Raw genomic sequence first — 16,245 nt, forward strand, 5'->3', positions numbered from 1 at the left:
AGTTCCGTGATTCTTGCTCGTACAAAGGCACAGCAGGAAACAGAGATCCCACCTAAGAGAATTTAGTTCTGTTTTGTTGCTTCATATTAGAAATAGAGAAAAACACCAGAGGAGATTCAGTAATGAGAGTACTTGTACAGCGTGTAAATCAAGCAAATGTGACTGTAGCAGGAGAAATAACAGGGGCGATCCATCAGGGGCTCCTGTTATTTGTTGGTTTTAGTGAAGGAGATACAGAACATGAAGTGGAGCAACTAGCAGAAAAAGTAGTTCACTTACGGATCTTCGAAGATGAAGAAGAGAAAATGAACCATTCTTTGTTAGATGTAGGTGGATCGATTCTGTCGGTGTCTCAGTTCACTTTGTATGGGGATTGTCGAAAAGGTCGTCGCCCTAACTTTATGAAAGCACTTTGCCCTACAGAAGCAGAAGGTTTATGGGAGCGATTTAATCAAATACTAAGGGACAAAGGAGTACAGGTAGAGACAGGACGATTTGGTGCTGCGATGGAAGTAACGCTAACCAACAATGGACCAGTCACCCTTTGGCTTGATTCTAGTGATTTCGCATCACGATCAAATAAGTAATGAATTGGAAGGTTATGCTATAATTGGTCTTGTATTTGGCGAACAATTGGCAGGAGGAATTAGTGTATGAAAATAGATCAAAAAATGGTTAATACACTTCGTGTACTCTCCATAGATCAAATTGAAAAAGCAAAATCAGGACATCCTGGTTTACCGATGGGTGCTGCACCGATGGCATATACGGTTTGGGCCAAACATTTGAAGCATAATCCACAAAATCCAAATTGGATGAACCGTGATCGCTTTGTACTCTCTGCCGGTCATGGCTCTGCATTGCTTTATAGTTTACTTCACCTGTTTGGCTATGATTTATCAATTGAAGATCTAAAGCAATTCCGTCAATGGGATAGTAAAACTCCAGGTCACCCTGAATACGGTCACACAGTTGGAGTAGAGGCAACGACTGGTCCACTTGGACAAGGTATTTCTAATGCTGTTGGGATGGCGATGGCTGAGACCCATTTGGCTGCTACATATAATCGTGATGGATATCCTATAATGGACCATTTTACTTATGTGCTTTGTAGTGATGGAGATCTAATGGAAGGTGTTTCAGCAGAAGCAGCTTCCTTGGCAGGACATCTTAAACTTGGCAAATTGATTTGTCTATATGATTCAAATGATATCTCCTTAGATGGCGAATTAGCACATTCTTTTACTGAAAATACGTTACAACGCTTTGAATCCTATGGCTGGCAAGTAATTAAGGTAGAAGATGGGAATGACATTGAAGCGATCCATCAGGCGATGGAAGAGGCGAAAAAAGAGACTGCTCGTCCTACGATGATTGAAGTACGCACTGTGATTGGGTATGGTAGCCCAAATCGTGCTGGATCTTCAGAAGCACATGGGAAACCACTCGGTGCAGAAGAGTCCAAATTGACCCGTCAAAGCTATGAGTGGGAGCATGAGGAAGATTTCCATGTACCAGAAGAAGTACAGCAAGAATCTAAGCGTCTGGTCGAAGCTGGTAAACAGGCAGAGGCACAATGGAATCAATTGTGGGCTTCTTATCAAGAAAAATATCCGCAGGAAGCAAAAAGTTTAGAAGATGCTTTTGCAGGAGTTTTACCAGCAGGATGGGAAGAATCTCTTCCTACTTATCAACCGACTGATAAAGCGATCGCAACTCGGGTAGCTTCTGGAAATGCCCTGCAAGCTCTAACTAAAAGCGTTCCTTCCCTCTTTGGTGGTTCCGCTGACTTGGCTTCATCCAATAACACAGAGATGAAAGGCGCAGGGGTTTACCATGCAGAAGACTATGCAGGACGTAATGTTTGGTTTGGTGTTCGGGAGCATGGTATGGGCGCTGCTTTAAATGGCATGATGTACCATGGTGGGGTAAAAGCTTTTGGTGCTACCTTCCTGGTCTTCTCTGACTATCTACGTCCATCTATTCGTTTGGCTGCAATCTCCAAACTTCCTGCGATTTATGTTTTTACACATGATAGCGTGGCAGTAGGGGAAGATGGGCCTACTCATGAGCCAGTTGAGCAAATTCCATCATTGCGCCTTATTCCAGGACTGAAAGTGCTTCGTCCCGCTGATGCCAATGAGACTAGTGCTGCCTGGGCGTATGCTCTTTCTCAAACAGAACATCCATCTGCGCTCATTTTAACTCGTCAAAATTTGCCAATTTTGCCAGGGACGGTCGGCATAGATAAAGAAACAATTGCCAAAGGGGCATATATTGTTTCACCAGAGAAGAGTCGATTAGATGGGATTTTAATTGCAACAGGTTCGGAAGTTAGTTTAGCGGTAGCTGCACAAGCAGAATTGGAGAAAGAAGGGATCGATGTTCGAGTAGTTAGCATGCCATCGGTTGAAAACTTCCAAGCCCAAGATGCGAGCTATCAAGAAGAGATACTACCATCTCACATAACAACAAGAGTGGCGCTCGAAGCTACTCATCCAGCTGGATGGTATCGTTATGTTGGAACCAAAGGTGAAGTGATCGGCATTGATCGCTTTGGTGCTTCTGCTCCTGGAGATCTTGTAATGAAAGAGTATGGTTTTCATGTGGAGAATGTGGTCGCTACGCTCAAACGTGTAAAACAGAAGTAAAGTGAGATTTCATTTAATGGGGGACTTCTAGGATTTTTGTTCACTAAATGCAAGTTGACACTTATTGGATAAATTATATTATTAGAGCCTTCTAACATCGGTTAGAAGGCTCTTTTTTGTATGAGAAAAAAGATTGGAGGAAAAGCTGTGGAAAAAAGTAGAGGTGATGAGATGCGATCTTCCAAAAGGATGCAGGAGAGAATAATCGAAAATATAGATCCAGAAGAGTACCCACTTCAAATGCTTTGTGACAAAGAGATAATGGATCACGACAAAGAGCGATTTGATTGGGGGGGATTTTCTACTATACCAGTGGATTATTTGAAGAGAAGATAGAGGTCAGAGGTTGGGATATAAAAAAGCCTGTAGCCAGATCAGCTACAGACTAAGGAATACTCAACATGATAATTTTGATATTTTCTAAGATGTACTCGATTTTACTGCGGCAATGGTAACCAAAATCCAGCCGATAATAAAAGAGAGCCCACCTAGGGGAGTTACTGCACCTAATTTGGTTACACCTGTTACAACCAAAGTATAAAGGCTGCCAGAGAATAAAACGATCCCAGCAAATAAAAACCATCCAGCTGTTTGCAATAAAGAAGCTTGATCATGGAATTTGGCAATCAAAAGTCCAATGGCAACAAGAGCTATGGCGTGAATAATATGGTAGTGAGCACCTGTGGCCCAACGGTCTACCATCTTTTCTGAAACGCGTCCTTCTAAACCATGTGCTCCAAATGCACCGATGGCAACTGCTAATGCCATATTAATGGCTCCTAACACAACAAATAGTTTCATGACAAATCCCTTCTTTTGCTTATGTAAATATTATGTTTGATTATAACATATGCTCTCCTAAGAAGCAGAATGGACCCTTCCTCGGTACTGTAAGCGTTTCCTATTTCTTTACAAGCAGGATTATTGACGCAAAACTTTGGGGAAACTATAATCAAACATAACACTTCTTAATCACATCTTTACATAGCCACCTATGAAAGGAAAGTAATCAAGTGTTACGGGCATAAAGAGAAGAGGACTCACCGGCTGCAAGGTTCTCTATGCTCCCCTTGATGAAAGACACCTGGAGGTTCTCATTTGAAAAGCGATTTCGCTTAGTAAGGTGAGACGCAGCCCCCTGCGTTATGGGTAATGAAGTGGGAAAAGCTGTAATCTAGGCTTTCCAATTAGGGTGGAACCACGGGAATTGATACCAATCTCTCGTCCCTGACAATTTGTGTCAGTGGCGGGGGATTTTTTATTTGCAATAAAGGAGGTTATTATTACATGACTATTAATATTCCACGCGGAACGGTTGATATTTTGCCTGGTGAAGTAGAGTTATGGAGTTGGATGGAACAAGTAGCTCGTGAAGTAACACAGCGTAATCGCTATCGAGAGATTCGTACCCCTATCTTTGAACACACTGAACTTTTTGTTCGGGGTGTGGGTGACACCACAGATATTGTAGAAAAAGAGATGTACACCTTTGCCGATCGCAAAGATCGCTCTCTCACATTACGACCAGAAGGAACAGCAGGTGTCATCCGCAGTTTGGTAGAGAACAAACTATACAGCCAGTCTCCATTAGTAAAGCTTTCTTATATGGGGCCAATGTTCCGCTATGAGCGACCACAAGCGGGGAGACAACGGCAATTTCACCAGTTTGGGATTGAGGCAGTAGGGAGTACCGATCCTGCTATCGATGCCGAAGTGATTGCCCTTGGGATGAGCTTTTTTGACGAACTGGGGCTTCAAGGGATTCGAGCCGAAATCAATAATGTAGGGAACAAAGAAGAACGCCAAACTTATTTCCAACGACTGATAGAGTATTTTCTCCCATTCGAAGCCGAGTTAGCGGCAGATGCACGTTCACGACTACACCGCAACCCTATGAGAATCTTGGATAGCAAAGATCCTCGAACGAAGGAGATAGCGGCAGGTGCTCCTTCTATTCTAGATTTTCTCAGTTCGGAGAGTTTAGCGGATTATGAGACGATTCAACGCTATCTGACGGATATGGGTGTCAACTATGTCTTAAATGACCGTATTGTACGAGGTCTTGATTATTATACCCAAGTAGCTTTTGAGTACATGATTGACTTACCGGGTGCCCAAGCTAGTACGCTTGGAGGTGGTGGTCGCTACAATGGTCTCGTTCAAGAGCTCGGTGGTCCAGAACTACCAGGTGTTGGATTTGGGATTGGATTGGAGCGGATTATTCTGGCACTTCAAGATCAAAAATTACAACCTCCTTATCCTACCGGAATCGATTGCTATTTAATCGCAATGGGCGAGAAAGCAAAAGAGAAAGTGGTACCACTCCTGAACCAATTACGTAAAATGGGGCTTCTGGCAGAAATGGATTATCTTGACCGGAAAATGAAAGCACAATTTAAAGCAGCAGACCGAGAAAATGCCAAATACGTCGCAATTTTAGGTGACGATGAACTAGCACGCCAAGAGATTCAAGTGAAGAACTTGGCAACGGGAGAGCAAGAAAGTATCGCAATCGAACAATTAGGGTCTTATTTAACAACAAAGAAGTAGGAGAGTGAACAAGATGTCGGTATACCGCACCCATTTTTGTGGGGAGCTAACCAAAGAACATCAAGAATCTCAGGTTACGATTAACGGTTGGGTACATAGTCGTCGTGACTTAGGTGGACTTATCTTTTTAGATATTCGGGACCGTAGCGGGGTTGTCCAAGTGGTATTTCATCCAGAAAACACTCCAGAAGCAGCTGCGATTGCAGATCAAGTACGGACAGAGTATGTAGTATCCATCACAGGAAAAGTAGTGGCACGTTCAGAGAAAACGGTCAATCCTCAGATGAAAACAGGAGAGATTGAGATCATCGCCTCTGATATTCATGTGTTCAATAGTGCCAAGACACCACCATTTCAGATAAAAGATCGTGTTGAAGTGGACGAATCAATTCGTCTTAAACATCGTTACCTTGACCTTCGACGTCCCAAAATGCAAGATTCCATGATAATTCGCCATAAAGCGATGCAGTCGTTCCGCCGTTTCTTGGATCAACGTGGGTTCTTGGAGATGGAGACCCCAATTCTGACCAAGAGTACACCAGAGGGAGCTAGAGATTATCTCGTACCAAGTCGGGTACACGCAGGGGAGTTTTATGCACTTCCTCAATCGCCACAGCTTTTTAAACAATTGTTTATGGTTGCAGGTATGGAGCGTTATTTCCAAATTGCCCGTTGTTTCCGCGATGAAGACTTACGCGCAGACCGTCAGCCGGAGTTTACTCAGTTGGACATGGAAGTTTCCTTCCTGCCATTAGATGAGTTTTTCTCCCTATTGGAAGAAATGATTGCTACCTTATTCCAAGACGTGCTCGGTGTGCAAATTCCGACACCATTCCCACGGATGCCTTATCAAGAAGCAATGGATCGTTATGGCTCAGACAAACCAGACATCCGGTTTGGCATGGAGTTGATTGATCTATCTGACGTTTTCCAAGCAACAGAGTTCAAAGTATTCCGCAGTACGTTGGACAACGCAGGACAGATCAAAGCGATCAATGTAAAAGGGCAGGATGGCTGGTCTCGTAAAGAAATCGATGAGTGGGGCAAAGTAGCAAATCACCTTGGAGCAAAAGGTCTTGCTTGGCTCGCTTTCAAAGAGGAGGAAGTAAAAGGGTCGATTGCCAAGTTTGTTACTCCAGAGGAATTAGCTAGGCTAAAGGAAAAAACAGGAGCAGAAACTGGAGACCTCCTCTTCTTTGTGGCGGACAAACCGGCAGTAGTAGCTGATGTCCTCGGCGGACTGCGTTTGCGTCTGGGGAAAGAGCTTGATCTGATCGATCAGAGCCAATTTGCTTTTACCTGGATCACGGAGTTCCCTCTACTGGAATACTCAGAAGAAGATGGACGCTATTATGCTATGCATCATCCATTTACGATGCCGATGGTAGAAGATATTCCTCTTCTAAAAACAGAGCCAGGTCGTGTCCGCGCCCAAGCCTACGATATGGTATTAAATGGTTATGAAATTGGTGGGGGAAGCCAACGTATCTATCAGCGAGAAGTTCAAGAAATGATGTTTGAAGCGCTAGGCATTACTCCTGAAGAGGCGAAAGAGAAGTTTGGATTCTTGCTGGAAGCATTTGAATATGGGGCACCACCACATTTGGGCGTCGCATTTGGTGTAGACCGGATTGTGATGATTATGGCTGGACGCAACAATCTACGAGAAGTAATCGCCTTCCCTAAAACAGCGAGTGCTACAGACCTTATGACAGAGGCTCCATCAGTAGTAGCGGAAGATCAATTGGAAGATCTTCACATTGCAATCCGTCCACAAAATAAATAAACTAAAAAGCCATGTTAAACGGAGAGAATCTTATCTAGAGAGCGACTTTGTCAAATCAATATTACGTTCTGATTCAAGATTGTATCGGAGTTCAGCGATGTTTCGTTTCTCCCCTTCTTGTCTTTTTATCTAGATTATGGTAATATGGTGTCATATTAAAAGGAAGTCCTGAGATGTACGTGTATCTCCTTCTTGTTTTTAACCAACATTTTTTCTTCGGGAGCTCGAGTCATTTTTCGGAAGAGATGCCGCTTGTCGGACCTCTGAAAAAAAGTGTAGAGCACCCACCTGCACACTGCAGGTTGAAAACAATGGAGACACGGCATAATGGGGCTTCTATCTTTTGGTTCTTCCAATTTGGGAAGGGCTTTTTTTTGTATGCGAGAGTTTTTAAAGTTAGAGTAGTATACAATAAGTTTGAAAGAGAAGGAGGGAATGACTTGCGACATTTGACATTAGGCGTAGATATTGATGGTACGATTAAGGATACTCATACTGCAGCAGTCCAAGTCTTCAACAGAGAGTTTCAAAAATCCTATCAACCTGAGGAAATTAAGGAATTTTATTTAGACCGTCCCTATGGTTTGACCAGAGAAGAAGGTTTTTCTGCTTGGTCACGATTGGAGACGGAGATATACGATATTGGGCTTCCTTTACAAAATGCTCCTAATGTTCTCCAAAAGTTAGCAGAACAAGGACATCAGATCTATTACATAACTGCACGTCCAGATCGTGATGACATTCGCGAAGTAACTTCTAGATGGCTACAGCGTCATGGCTTTCCTTTTCAAGCTGATCGGCTTCTCATGGGTTCGCACCAAAAAGAAAAAGTAGCGAAAAAAGTAGGAGTTGACCTCTTTTTTGAAGATGCCCCTGATTATCTAGAGAATCTGATTCGAGACGAAGTGGACGTGATTATTTCGGATTGCGTTTATAATCGGGACTATAAACCAGAACATCGTCGGTTTACAGATTGGAATCAGGTATATGAAATCGTGGAACAGAAAATGCAAGAGCTTGAAGGGAAAGAGACGAAATAGAGTAGTAGATGAAAAAAGCGGATGGGGTCTGTTGGAAAGTAGCTAAAAGTAGCTTCGAAAGCAGTGTCCTATCCTAAAATGGAATAAAGAATAATACAGGACACCCAATCATTCTGTGGTGTCTTTTTACTATTTTCAAATGAGAACTTGTCCCTTTAATAGTGGATAGTGTCGATATATTAACAACATAATAATCTAGATACTACTCAGACAAAAGGGTGCAAACTATGTTTCGAATCATGACTCAAATATTCACTATTTTTCTCGCTTCTGTTTTGTTAGGTGTTGCTTATAATATGTTTTTCATCCCTAATAAAATTCTGAGCGGTGGAGTAACCGGTTTAGCAATGATCATAGCGAATTTCTTCCCGGTAAATACCGGAGTCATGATTTTTCTTTTAAACATTCCTATATTTCTTTTGGGATATTTCAAACTTGGGAGAAAGTTTATCCTGTATAGTGCGTTTTCAGTCGCTGTCACAACCATTGCCATGCAATATATTCCAAATTACAATGTTACATCAGATCAGCTTCTCGCTTCGGTGTTTGGTGGTGTTCTTGGAGGAATCGCTATCGGACTCATTTTCCGTTCGTCAGGTTCGACAGGAGGATTTGATATTATCTCCTTGATCATTCGAAAAAAATGGGATTTCCCGATAGGAACTTTAAGTTTTACTTTTAATTTAGTAGTGATTGTACTTTCTGGTTTCTTTTATGGATGGGAAAATGCGTTATATACGATTATTGGAATATATGCTTTGGGTCGATTGATTGATGTAGTTCATACTGGACAATTAAAGGTTACGATTACGATTATTTCTGCTAAAGCAGACCTAATCAAACAGCAATTGCTCAGTACATTACATCGTGGGATGACGATTTGGGAAGCGGAAGGGGCATATACAGAGGAAAAACGAGAAGTTATTATGATGGTGGTAACACGATATGAATTATCGGATATAAAGAATCTTGTTCGGAAAACGGATTCACATGCATTTATGAATATCACAGAAACAATAGATGTAGTGGGATCTTTTCGTAGAGACTAAACAAGCCCTCCAGGGTGTACTGGAAATAGTTCTCCTTTAAACGAAAACGAGATTCTCCCTGTTTCTTCTGAAACGATTAGTACGAGGGCATCACTGATCTCGGATAAACCAATTGCCGCTCTATGTCTTGTTCCGAGCTTCTGCTTACCTGTATAAGCTCTTGATAATGGAAGTACATTTCCGGCTGACACCAGGTTATTCTTTTTAACTAATACTGCACCATCGTGAAGAGGGCTGCCAGGATAAAAAATAGACTCTAATAAAGGACATGAAAGCGTTGCATTAATATGTGTTCCAGAATGAATCAATGAATCCAATGAGTCATTCCTTTCAATTGCAATGATTGCACCATGATTACGCTCCGAAAGATGCTGAACCGCTGTAGATATCTCGTTAAATTGATCAGTGAAAGGGGATAAATATGCATTTAGATAGTAAGATCCAGCTGTCATATGTAGATCGCTAAATACACGATGAACCTGTTCAAATTCATTTAAAATGCAACAGCCTTTATGTTCAATCTTTCCCATAATTTGTTGAATGTCTAGCGTAATTTGGTTTAGGTTTTTGATTAAATCTGATTTGATTGAATTGGATAATTCAAGTTCAATGGAATCCATATCGTATTATACCTCCCATCCCTTTTAATTTCTCCTTTGTTTCGTAATGTATCCCTAACTTTCTAGATATACGTAAAAGAAAAGGCATTACCATAGCAAATTGCTATTGATAATACCTTATGCTGACCTTGTATGTTTAGTTAGTTCGCCTCTATAGTCTCGAGTCTTCCAATAAACGACCTATTTCTTCTTTGTGTTTCGTCTCGTCGGCAACCATATCTTCTAGCTTAATCTTTAGTTCGATTTCACCGCATTCATCGGCCTGCGCAATCCGCTTGATATAGCGCTCAATCGTATCAGCTTCTTGCTGCCTCGTATTTTCTAGCATCTCTTTTACATTATGGGAGGGGGTGATGGGATTAGCTTGAACAATAGGTTCTCCCCCGATATTGACTATTTTCTCAGCTAAATATTGAGCATGTCCCATTTCATCTTGAGCTTCTGTCATAAAAAAATCTTTCAGGGTAAGTCTAGCTAGACCCGAAACCACGGAAGCATTGTAAATGTATTGTTGAATGGCAGTCAGTTCCCAAGCGAGATCTTCATTTAGTCCCTCAATTAGTTGTTGTTTCTTTGCGTCCATCAAAATCACCTCATCAGGTTATGCTTGGTACATAATTTACCCTAGCAATAGAAAGAAGAATCATGAAGCAATTAACCAAGTTCTGGTACTCTACGATTCAGATGAATTTAGATCGCTTTCTTTGCGCCATTGATCCAGCTTCTCAAGCTTGGCTTCATATCCATATCCTGATGAACGATAAAAGATTTTATCTTGATGAGGGTCTGGGAGATACTGTTGAGCTACATATCCACGAGGATAGGAATGTGGATATAGATAACCTTGTCCATATCCTAATTCTTTGGCTACTTTAGAAGGAGCATTACGGATTGCCAATGGGATCTCTCCTGATAGTTCCTTTTCTACTAGTGCCAATGCCTCGTTAATGCCGTTATAGACGGAGTTGCTTTTGGGTGCAGTAGCAATATAAACCGCTGCTTCTGCAAGTGGTAATCTCGCTTCTGGCATACCTAGTTTTTCTACTGCATGGGATGCTGAGGTAGCAATGACAAGAGCTTGGGGATCAGCTAAACCAACATCTTCGGCTGCATGTACCATGATCCTTCTGGCGATAAAACGGGGATCTTCCCCAGCATGAAGCATCCGTGCGAGATAATATAGAGTAGCATTGGGATCAGAGCCACGCATACTTTTAATGAAGGCAGAAATGGTGTCATAGTGGTGATCACCTAGTTTGTCATATCGCACCATTTTACGGACAGTGGCTTGTTCCATTTGGGATAGAGTGATAATACGAGTGCCATCTGCTTGGATGGGAGCAGTCAAGACCGCAATTTCAAGTGCATGAAGTGCTCTGCGTACATCTCCTTCACAGATCTGGACAAGATGCTGGGTCGCTTCCGATTCTAATTGTGCATGATAGATTCCAAGCCCCATCTCCTGATCACGTAAAGCACGAAAGAGTAGAGTAGTTAATTCCTCTTCTGACAAAGAATAGAGAGGGACGACAGCAGCACGTGATAGTAAAGCATTGTTGACAGAATAGGAAGGGTTTTCTGTAGTCGCTCCTATCAGAATAACGGTTCCGTCCTCAACATGTGGAAGTAAAGCGTCTTGTTGTGTACGATTTAAGCGGTGAATTTCATCTATAAAAAGGATTGTGCGATCTTGATAAAGACGTAAACGCTCTTTTGCCCCTTGGATCACTTCACGAATTTCTGGTATACCAGAAGTAACAGCATTGAGTGGAACAAATTGACTTCGTGTTCGTTTGGCGATCAGTTCAGCGAGTGTGGTCTTTCCAGTTCCAGGTGGTCCAAATAAAATGAGCGAGGTCAACTGGTCTTTTTCCAACATTTCACGTAGCCATTTTCCTTTGGCCAAGATATGTTCCTGACCCACATATTCCTCTAAACTTGTAGGACGCATTCGATACGCAAGAGGGCGATTTGATTGGTTATTTTGTTCATCTGCAAAGCTAAATAAATCCATAAAAAAGGCTCCTTTCTAGGAACAGTCAAACAAAGGTATTCTCATCATTTCTATCTATGATACACTCTAAAAAGGGTTTTCGTAACAGATAGCGGAAATAGTAAGTTTGGTTAGAAAAGAGGTGTAAGTTTGAAAATCTCCACAAAAGGCCGTTATGGCCTTACCATTATGATGGATTTGGCAACCCGTTTTGGTCAAGGTCCCATTCCGCTCAAACGAGTAGCAGAGCGGCACAGTTTATCCGAGCATTACTTGGAACAACTAATTGCCCCTTTGCGAAACGCAGGACTCGTCCAGAGTATACGTGGGGCTTATGGTGGATATAAATTGTCAAAAACACCAGAAGAGATTACGGCAGGAGATGTAATCCGAATCTTGGAAGGGCCGATTAGTCCAGTTGAATTTCAAGATGAAGACAACGCAGCTCGTCGAGATCTATGGAAACGAATTCGGGATGCCATTGCCAAAGAGCTGGACTCTACCACTTTGGCACAATTGATAAATTTTACTCATGATGGTAACAATGATCAGTATATGTTCTATATTTAATAGGAAGTGACCGAAGATGGCGATTTACTTAGACCATGCAGCAACTACTCCCATCGACCCACAGGTCCGAGAGGAAATGCTGCCTTTTTTGTCGGAATCATTTGGCAATCCATCCAGTATTCATCAGTTTGGCAGGGAGGTACGACTTGCAATTGATACTGCAAGACAGCGAATCGCTACTGCCATTGGAGCCCAGAGACAGGAAATTATTTTTACTAGCGGTGGTACAGAAGCGGATAATACCGCTCTAATGGGAGTAATTGCTCCCTTACGTGCCCTTGGTAAAAATCATCTTATCACGACAGAAGTGGAACATCATGCTGTTTTGGATGCATGTGCTTATCTAGAGCAGATGGGAACGGAGGTTACCTATCTTCCGGTAGACTCAACGGGGCGAGTGTCTTTGGAAGATGTAAAGCAAGCGATTCGCCCAGACACAGCCTTAGTTTCGATTATGTATGGCAACAATGAAGTTGGTACGATCCAACCTATAGAAGAGATCGGGAGTTATCTGCGACAAGAAGGGATTTTGTTTCACACCGATGCGGTACAAGCTTTTGGATTAGAAGAGATGAATGTTCGTACATTACCAGTTGATCTTGTATCCTTATCTAGCCACAAGATTTATGGCCCAAAAGGAGTGGGAGCACTCTACGTACGCCAAAACGTGATGCTTCATCCAAGATTTTTTGGTGGTTCACAAGAGCGTAGAAAACGTGCAGGTACGGAGAATGTGCCTGGTATCATTGGGTTTGGAAAAGCTGCGATGTTAGCTGTTTCCAGTCGTATGGAAGAACGTTCTCATCTTTTGGAACTAAGGAAGGCATTTTTAGAGGCATTAGAGAAAAAAGAGATAGAGTTTGTAGTAAATGGAAATCAACAGTATTTCTTGCCTCATATATTAAACATTAGTTTTCCAGGCACCCATACGGAAACGATGTTGATGAATCTAGATATAGAAGGAATTGCTTGCGCGAGTGGGTCTGCTTGTACATCAGGTACGCTTTCCGTATCGCATGTATTAAAAGCGATGAAACTCCCAGAACGTCTGATGCACTCAGCAATTCGTTTCAGTTTTGGCAAGGGAAATACCAAAGAACAAGTAATCCAAACAGCAGAGACTATCGCCCGTATAGTACAACGAATAATTGCTTCTGATCGGGAGAAAAGGAGAGTTTGAGTTGAAACCCAAATTTCTGAACGAGATGGATAGTTGGGAAGAAGAGGTAGATAACATCAATTGGCGGAATATCTCAGAAGAGATTGATCAGGCGCTAATTGATCATTTAGCAGCTGAAGTTGGTTTTCCATCCTATGACAAATTAGAACAGGCTTCTGAGCTAGTAGTCGATGATTACTATATCTGTCATCGTTCTGATGGAATGTGGATTTGGTGGAATCCCCAAACTTATGCCAGTGAGGATCCAAAATACTTCAACTCACAAAGTGAAGCAATGCACTTTGTAGCAGACTTCTTGGATTTAAACGAAGAGAAAAGACAGCATTTGAAAGTTGGTTTTGATCAAGTAAACCAAACGAAGCAATGTAATTATTGTGATCATGAATTCAATCCACATGACCCATCTAGACACGAGTGGGATCGTGAAGCAGGAAAGCTCGCTTATTGCTCACCAGAATGTGCAATGGATGCAGTCATGGAAGAGATGAAAGAGAAATCCTAGTTCTTCAAAGTTTGCAAAAGAGTAAGGTGTGTTCCCATGAAACAAGAGAATCTCGTAACTCAAGAGCAGACCTTTGTCCGCGGTAAATTTATCCAAGAGTTGTTTTATAACGAAGACAATGGATATGGTGTCTATCTCTTAGAGGTGGAAGAATCAGTACCCGCTGTAGAACAGACGACCGTTACCATAGTTGGACATTTTATAAGACCACAGACAGAAGAGACCTATCTTTGTGAGGGAGAATGGCGAAAACATCCTCGTTTTGGTCAACAGTTCTTTACACATTTTGTAAAACGAGAAATGCCTACCACCACCAGCTCGGTAGTGAAATACCTATCGAGCGGGCTTTTTCGTGGTGTGGGAAAAAAGACTGCACAAAAAATAGTAGAGGCACTTGGAGACCAAGCGCTTCATCGTATCTATGAGAACCCAGAACTTCTTCAAAATATAGAAGGTGTCAATCAAAAGCAGGCTGCTTCGATCCAAAAAGGGCTTTCGGATTATCATGCCTTGGAGGAAGCAATGCTTTTTTTGTATTCACTCGGTTTTGGATCTACACTGGCGATGAAGATTCTACAGTTGTACAAAGAAGATACGATCGCTCATATCAGGGAAAATCCGTATCGTTTGACAGAAGAGATTGAAGGGATCGGGTTTCAAAAAGCAGACGAGATCGCACGTAAACAGGGGATAGAACTAGATTCTCCAATGCGACTAAAAGCGGGGATTTATCATGCTTTGCAAGAATCTGCGTACCAAAAAGGTCATGTTTATTTAGCTCATGAGGAACTATTGCAGCAAGTTGCTTTATTATTGGAGCAAAAAAGGCAACTAACCTTGTTCTCCCAAGAGGTGTTAAAGGTAGCATGCAATGAGCTAGTCCAACAAAAAAAGCTGATGATCGATGAAGATCGCTATTATTTACCCAAGCTCTACTATGCAGAACTACATCTTTCTCTTACGTTTAAAAAGATGTTGCTCACGCCTTGGGAAGAAGAAAAAGAAACTTCTATTAGTGAATGGTACCGGTTACTCGGAGAGTTAGAAGAAGAACGGGAAGTGGTTTATGCTGAGCACCAACGAGAGGCAATTTTTCAAGGATTACGTTCACGTGTGATGATATTGACTGGGGGACCAGGTACTGGGAAAACGACTGTGATCCGGGGAATTTGCGAAATGTTTGGCAAGATTCATGAGTGTTCTCTCGATCCTGATTATTATAAAGAAGAGGACAAACCATTTCCGATTCGACTTGTTGCGCCAACAGGTAGAGCTGCCAAACGAATGTCAGAAGCTACTGGACTCCCGGCGATGACTATTCATCGCTTACTAGGTTGGCGTGGTGAGTTTTTTGAACATGATCAGGACAACCCCATCACTGGCTCGCTTTTGATCGTGGATGAATTTTCCATGGTCGATATCCAGCTCGCTTTTCAGCTTTTTCGATCCCTACCAGATGAGATACAAGTTATTTTGGTAGGAGATCAAGATCAATTACCTTCTGTAGGTCCTGGGCAAGTTTTGTCCCATCTATTATCGGTATCTTCGATTCCAAGGGTAGAACTCAAGCAGGTGTTTCGTCAGGAACAGCATTCGTCGATTATCGACTTAGCTCATGCGATGAAAACAGGTAGCTCCCCTGAGGACTTACTCGTTCCTCAAGCAGATCGTCGGTTTTTTGTAAGTGATGTAGAACAGTCTCTTTCGATTATCTCTCAAACATATGAGAATGCAATGCGTCGTGGGTATGAAGCTTTTCAAGTTCAAGTGCTAGCTCCTATGTACAAAGGCCCGTTGGGAGTCGATCGTATTAATCAGGAGATCCAAGAACGGATGAATCCAAAACATCCAGGCAAAAAGGAGTTTACATGGGGAGAGGTCACATTCCGTCATGGCGATAAAGTCCTCCAATTAGCCAATCATACTGAATTTCCTGTTTATAACGGAGATATGGGATTGATCATTGCAGTAGAAGCAGATGCTTCAGCAGAAGATCCCATATTGTGGGTGCAGTTTGATCAGCAGGAAGTTCCTTATCGGCGTAAAGATATTTCCCAACTATCCCATGCTTACTGTTGCTCTATTCACAAATCTCAAGGAAGCGAGTTTGATATCGTTATATTGCCCATTGTCCCTGCTTATCGCCGAATGTTAAAACGTAACCTTCTTTATACGGGTATCACCCGAGCCAAGCAGTATCTTATTTTGTGTGGAGACCCTAAAGCATTTTCCTATGGTATTGAACAATCACAGGCAGAGCATCGCAACAGTCAACTTCGGAATCTGATTGAAGATTATTAGGGG

The 16,245-nt window shown here is 42.1% G+C and carries 15 protein-coding genes, 1 other RNA gene and 1 other annotated feature; of the genes, 12 read left to right on the plus strand and 4 right to left on the minus strand.

Annotated elements, in window-relative coordinates; genetic code table 11:
* Window positions 1-122 precede the first annotated feature (122 nt).
* The 3 genes from dtd to VJ09_RS13910 all read left to right on the plus strand — a co-directional run bounded on the left by dtd (window position 123) and on the right by VJ09_RS13910 (window position 2,987).
* Window positions 123-587, plus strand: coding sequence for a D-aminoacyl-tRNA deacylase (dtd, locus tag VJ09_RS13900; RefSeq protein ID WP_044642256.1), 465 nt, complete (start codon window positions 123-125; stop codon window positions 585-587).
* A gap of 66 nt (window positions 588-653) precedes the next feature.
* Entirely contained in the window at window positions 654-2,651 is a 1,998-nt protein-coding gene (gene tkt / locus VJ09_RS13905; protein ID WP_044642257.1) for a transketolase, read from the plus strand.
* Between the two features lie 147 nt (window positions 2,652-2,798).
* Window positions 2,799-2,987: a hypothetical protein gene (locus tag VJ09_RS13910; protein WP_147635514.1), complete on the plus strand. Its 189-nt coding sequence runs from the start codon at window positions 2,799-2,801 to the stop codon at window positions 2,985-2,987.
* A gap of 84 nt (window positions 2,988-3,071) precedes the next feature.
* On the opposite strand, the gene VJ09_RS13915 is transcribed toward VJ09_RS13910, so the two are convergent.
* On the minus strand, window positions 3,072-3,452 hold the full coding sequence (locus VJ09_RS13915; RefSeq protein ID WP_044642259.1) for a DUF423 domain-containing protein: 381 nt from the start codon (window positions 3,450-3,452) through the stop codon (window positions 3,072-3,074).
* A gap of 184 nt (window positions 3,453-3,636) precedes the next feature.
* Window positions 3,637-3,883: a binding site (T-box leader), on the plus strand.
* Between the two features lie 55 nt (window positions 3,884-3,938).
* On the opposite strand from VJ09_RS13915, the gene hisS reads away from it, so the two are divergent.
* The 5 genes from hisS to VJ09_RS13935 all read left to right on the plus strand — a co-directional run bounded on the left by hisS (window position 3,939) and on the right by VJ09_RS13935 (window position 9,076).
* The gene (gene hisS, locus VJ09_RS13920) at window positions 3,939-5,201 is read left to right on the plus strand and encodes a histidine--tRNA ligase (protein WP_044642260.1); all 1,263 of its coding nucleotides are present in this window, start codon (window positions 3,939-3,941) and stop codon (window positions 5,199-5,201) included.
* A gap of 13 nt (window positions 5,202-5,214) precedes the next feature.
* Window positions 5,215-6,987, plus strand: a complete 1,773-nt coding sequence (gene aspS / locus VJ09_RS13925) for an aspartate--tRNA ligase (protein WP_044642261.1) — start codon at window positions 5,215-5,217, stop codon at window positions 6,985-6,987.
* Between the two features lie 162 nt (window positions 6,988-7,149).
* Window positions 7,150-7,325, plus strand: a non-coding RNA gene (gene ssrS / locus VJ09_RS17845) — 6S RNA.
* Window positions 7,326-7,427: 102 nt separating this feature from the next.
* Window positions 7,428-8,027 carry a 5' nucleotidase, NT5C type gene (locus tag VJ09_RS13930; RefSeq protein WP_063124752.1) on the plus strand — a complete coding sequence of 200 codons (600 nt, stop codon included), beginning with the start codon at window positions 7,428-7,430 and terminating at the stop codon, window positions 8,025-8,027.
* 227 nt (window positions 8,028-8,254) lie between these two features.
* The gene (locus tag VJ09_RS13935; RefSeq protein WP_230199156.1) at window positions 8,255-9,076 is read left to right on the plus strand and encodes a YitT family protein; all 822 of its coding nucleotides are present in this window, start codon (window positions 8,255-8,257) and stop codon (window positions 9,074-9,076) included.
* Here the strand turns inward: VJ09_RS13935 and cdaS are convergent.
* The 3 genes from cdaS to VJ09_RS13950 all read right to left on the minus strand — a co-directional run bounded on the left by cdaS (window position 9,073) and on the right by VJ09_RS13950 (window position 11,710).
* Window positions 9,073-9,696 carry a sporulation-specific diadenylate cyclase CdaS gene (gene cdaS / locus VJ09_RS13940; RefSeq protein ID WP_044642263.1) on the minus strand — a complete coding sequence of 208 codons (624 nt, stop codon included), beginning with the start codon at window positions 9,694-9,696 and terminating at the stop codon, window positions 9,073-9,075. The two genes, VJ09_RS13935 and cdaS, sit on opposite strands and share 4 nt — an antisense overlap.
* A 151-nt stretch (window positions 9,697-9,847) precedes the next feature.
* Complete coding sequence (locus VJ09_RS13945; RefSeq protein ID WP_044642264.1) at window positions 9,848-10,279, minus strand: ferritin-like domain-containing protein; 432 nt, start codon at window positions 10,277-10,279, stop codon at window positions 9,848-9,850.
* A 90-nt stretch (window positions 10,280-10,369) separates the two neighbouring features.
* A complete protein-coding gene (locus VJ09_RS13950; protein WP_044642265.1) occupies window positions 10,370-11,710 on the minus strand; it encodes a replication-associated recombination protein A in 1,341 nt (446 codons plus the stop codon).
* A 129-nt stretch (window positions 11,711-11,839) separates the two neighbouring features.
* Between VJ09_RS13950 and cymR the strand changes: the two genes are divergently transcribed.
* Genes cymR through recD2 form a run of 4 tightly spaced genes read left to right on the plus strand, consistent with a single transcriptional unit; the run spans window position 11,840 to window position 16,242 of the window.
* Window positions 11,840-12,259, plus strand: a complete 420-nt coding sequence (gene cymR, locus VJ09_RS13955; protein WP_044642266.1) for a cysteine metabolism transcriptional regulator CymR — start codon at window positions 11,840-11,842, stop codon at window positions 12,257-12,259.
* Window positions 12,260-12,275: 16 nt separating this feature from the next.
* Window positions 12,276-13,439 carry a cysteine desulfurase family protein gene (locus VJ09_RS13960; RefSeq protein WP_044642267.1) on the plus strand — a complete coding sequence of 388 codons (1,164 nt, stop codon included), beginning with the start codon at window positions 12,276-12,278 and terminating at the stop codon, window positions 13,437-13,439.
* Window position 13,440: 1 nt separating this feature from the next.
* On the plus strand, window positions 13,441-13,941 hold the full coding sequence (locus VJ09_RS13965; protein ID WP_044642268.1) for a hypothetical protein: 501 nt from the start codon (window positions 13,441-13,443) through the stop codon (window positions 13,939-13,941).
* 36 nt (window positions 13,942-13,977) lie between these two features.
* Window positions 13,978-16,242, plus strand: coding sequence for an SF1B family DNA helicase RecD2 (gene recD2 / locus VJ09_RS13970; RefSeq protein ID WP_044642269.1), 2,265 nt, complete (start codon window positions 13,978-13,980; stop codon window positions 16,240-16,242).
* The last annotated feature ends 3 nt before the right edge of the window (window positions 16,243-16,245 follow it).

It is taken from the genome of Risungbinella massiliensis, assembly GCF_000942395.1.
Classification (GTDB): domain Bacteria; phylum Bacillota; class Bacilli; order Thermoactinomycetales; family Thermoactinomycetaceae; genus Risungbinella; species Risungbinella massiliensis.

What these genes read in the sequence shown, in the direction of transcription:
- VJ09_RS13950 (WP_044642265.1), bottom strand. Translation starts at nt 11,710, where the DNA reads ATGGATTTATTTAGCTTTGCAGATGAACAAAATAACCAATCAAATCGC.
- VJ09_RS13945 (WP_044642264.1), bottom strand. Translation starts at nt 10,279, where the DNA reads ATGGACGCAAAGAAACAACAACTAATTGAGGGACTAAATGAAGATCTC.
- VJ09_RS13935 (WP_230199156.1), top strand. Translation starts at nt 8,255, where the DNA reads ATGTTTCGAATCATGACTCAAATATTCACTATTTTTCTCGCTTCTGTT.
- hisS (WP_044642260.1), top strand. Translation starts at nt 3,939, where the DNA reads ATGACTATTAATATTCCACGCGGAACGGTTGATATTTTGCCTGGTGAA.
- aspS (WP_044642261.1), top strand. Translation starts at nt 5,215, where the DNA reads ATGTCGGTATACCGCACCCATTTTTGTGGGGAGCTAACCAAAGAACAT.
- cdaS (WP_044642263.1), bottom strand. Translation starts at nt 9,696, where the DNA reads ATGGATTCCATTGAACTTGAATTATCCAATTCAATCAAATCAGATTTA.
- dtd (WP_044642256.1), top strand. Translation starts at nt 123, where the DNA reads ATGAGAGTACTTGTACAGCGTGTAAATCAAGCAAATGTGACTGTAGCA.
- VJ09_RS13960 (WP_044642267.1), top strand. Translation starts at nt 12,276, where the DNA reads ATGGCGATTTACTTAGACCATGCAGCAACTACTCCCATCGACCCACAG.
- VJ09_RS13915 (WP_044642259.1), bottom strand. Translation starts at nt 3,452, where the DNA reads ATGAAACTATTTGTTGTGTTAGGAGCCATTAATATGGCATTAGCAGTT.
- recD2 (WP_044642269.1), top strand. Translation starts at nt 13,978, where the DNA reads ATGAAACAAGAGAATCTCGTAACTCAAGAGCAGACCTTTGTCCGCGGT.
- tkt (WP_044642257.1), top strand. Translation starts at nt 654, where the DNA reads ATGAAAATAGATCAAAAAATGGTTAATACACTTCGTGTACTCTCCATA.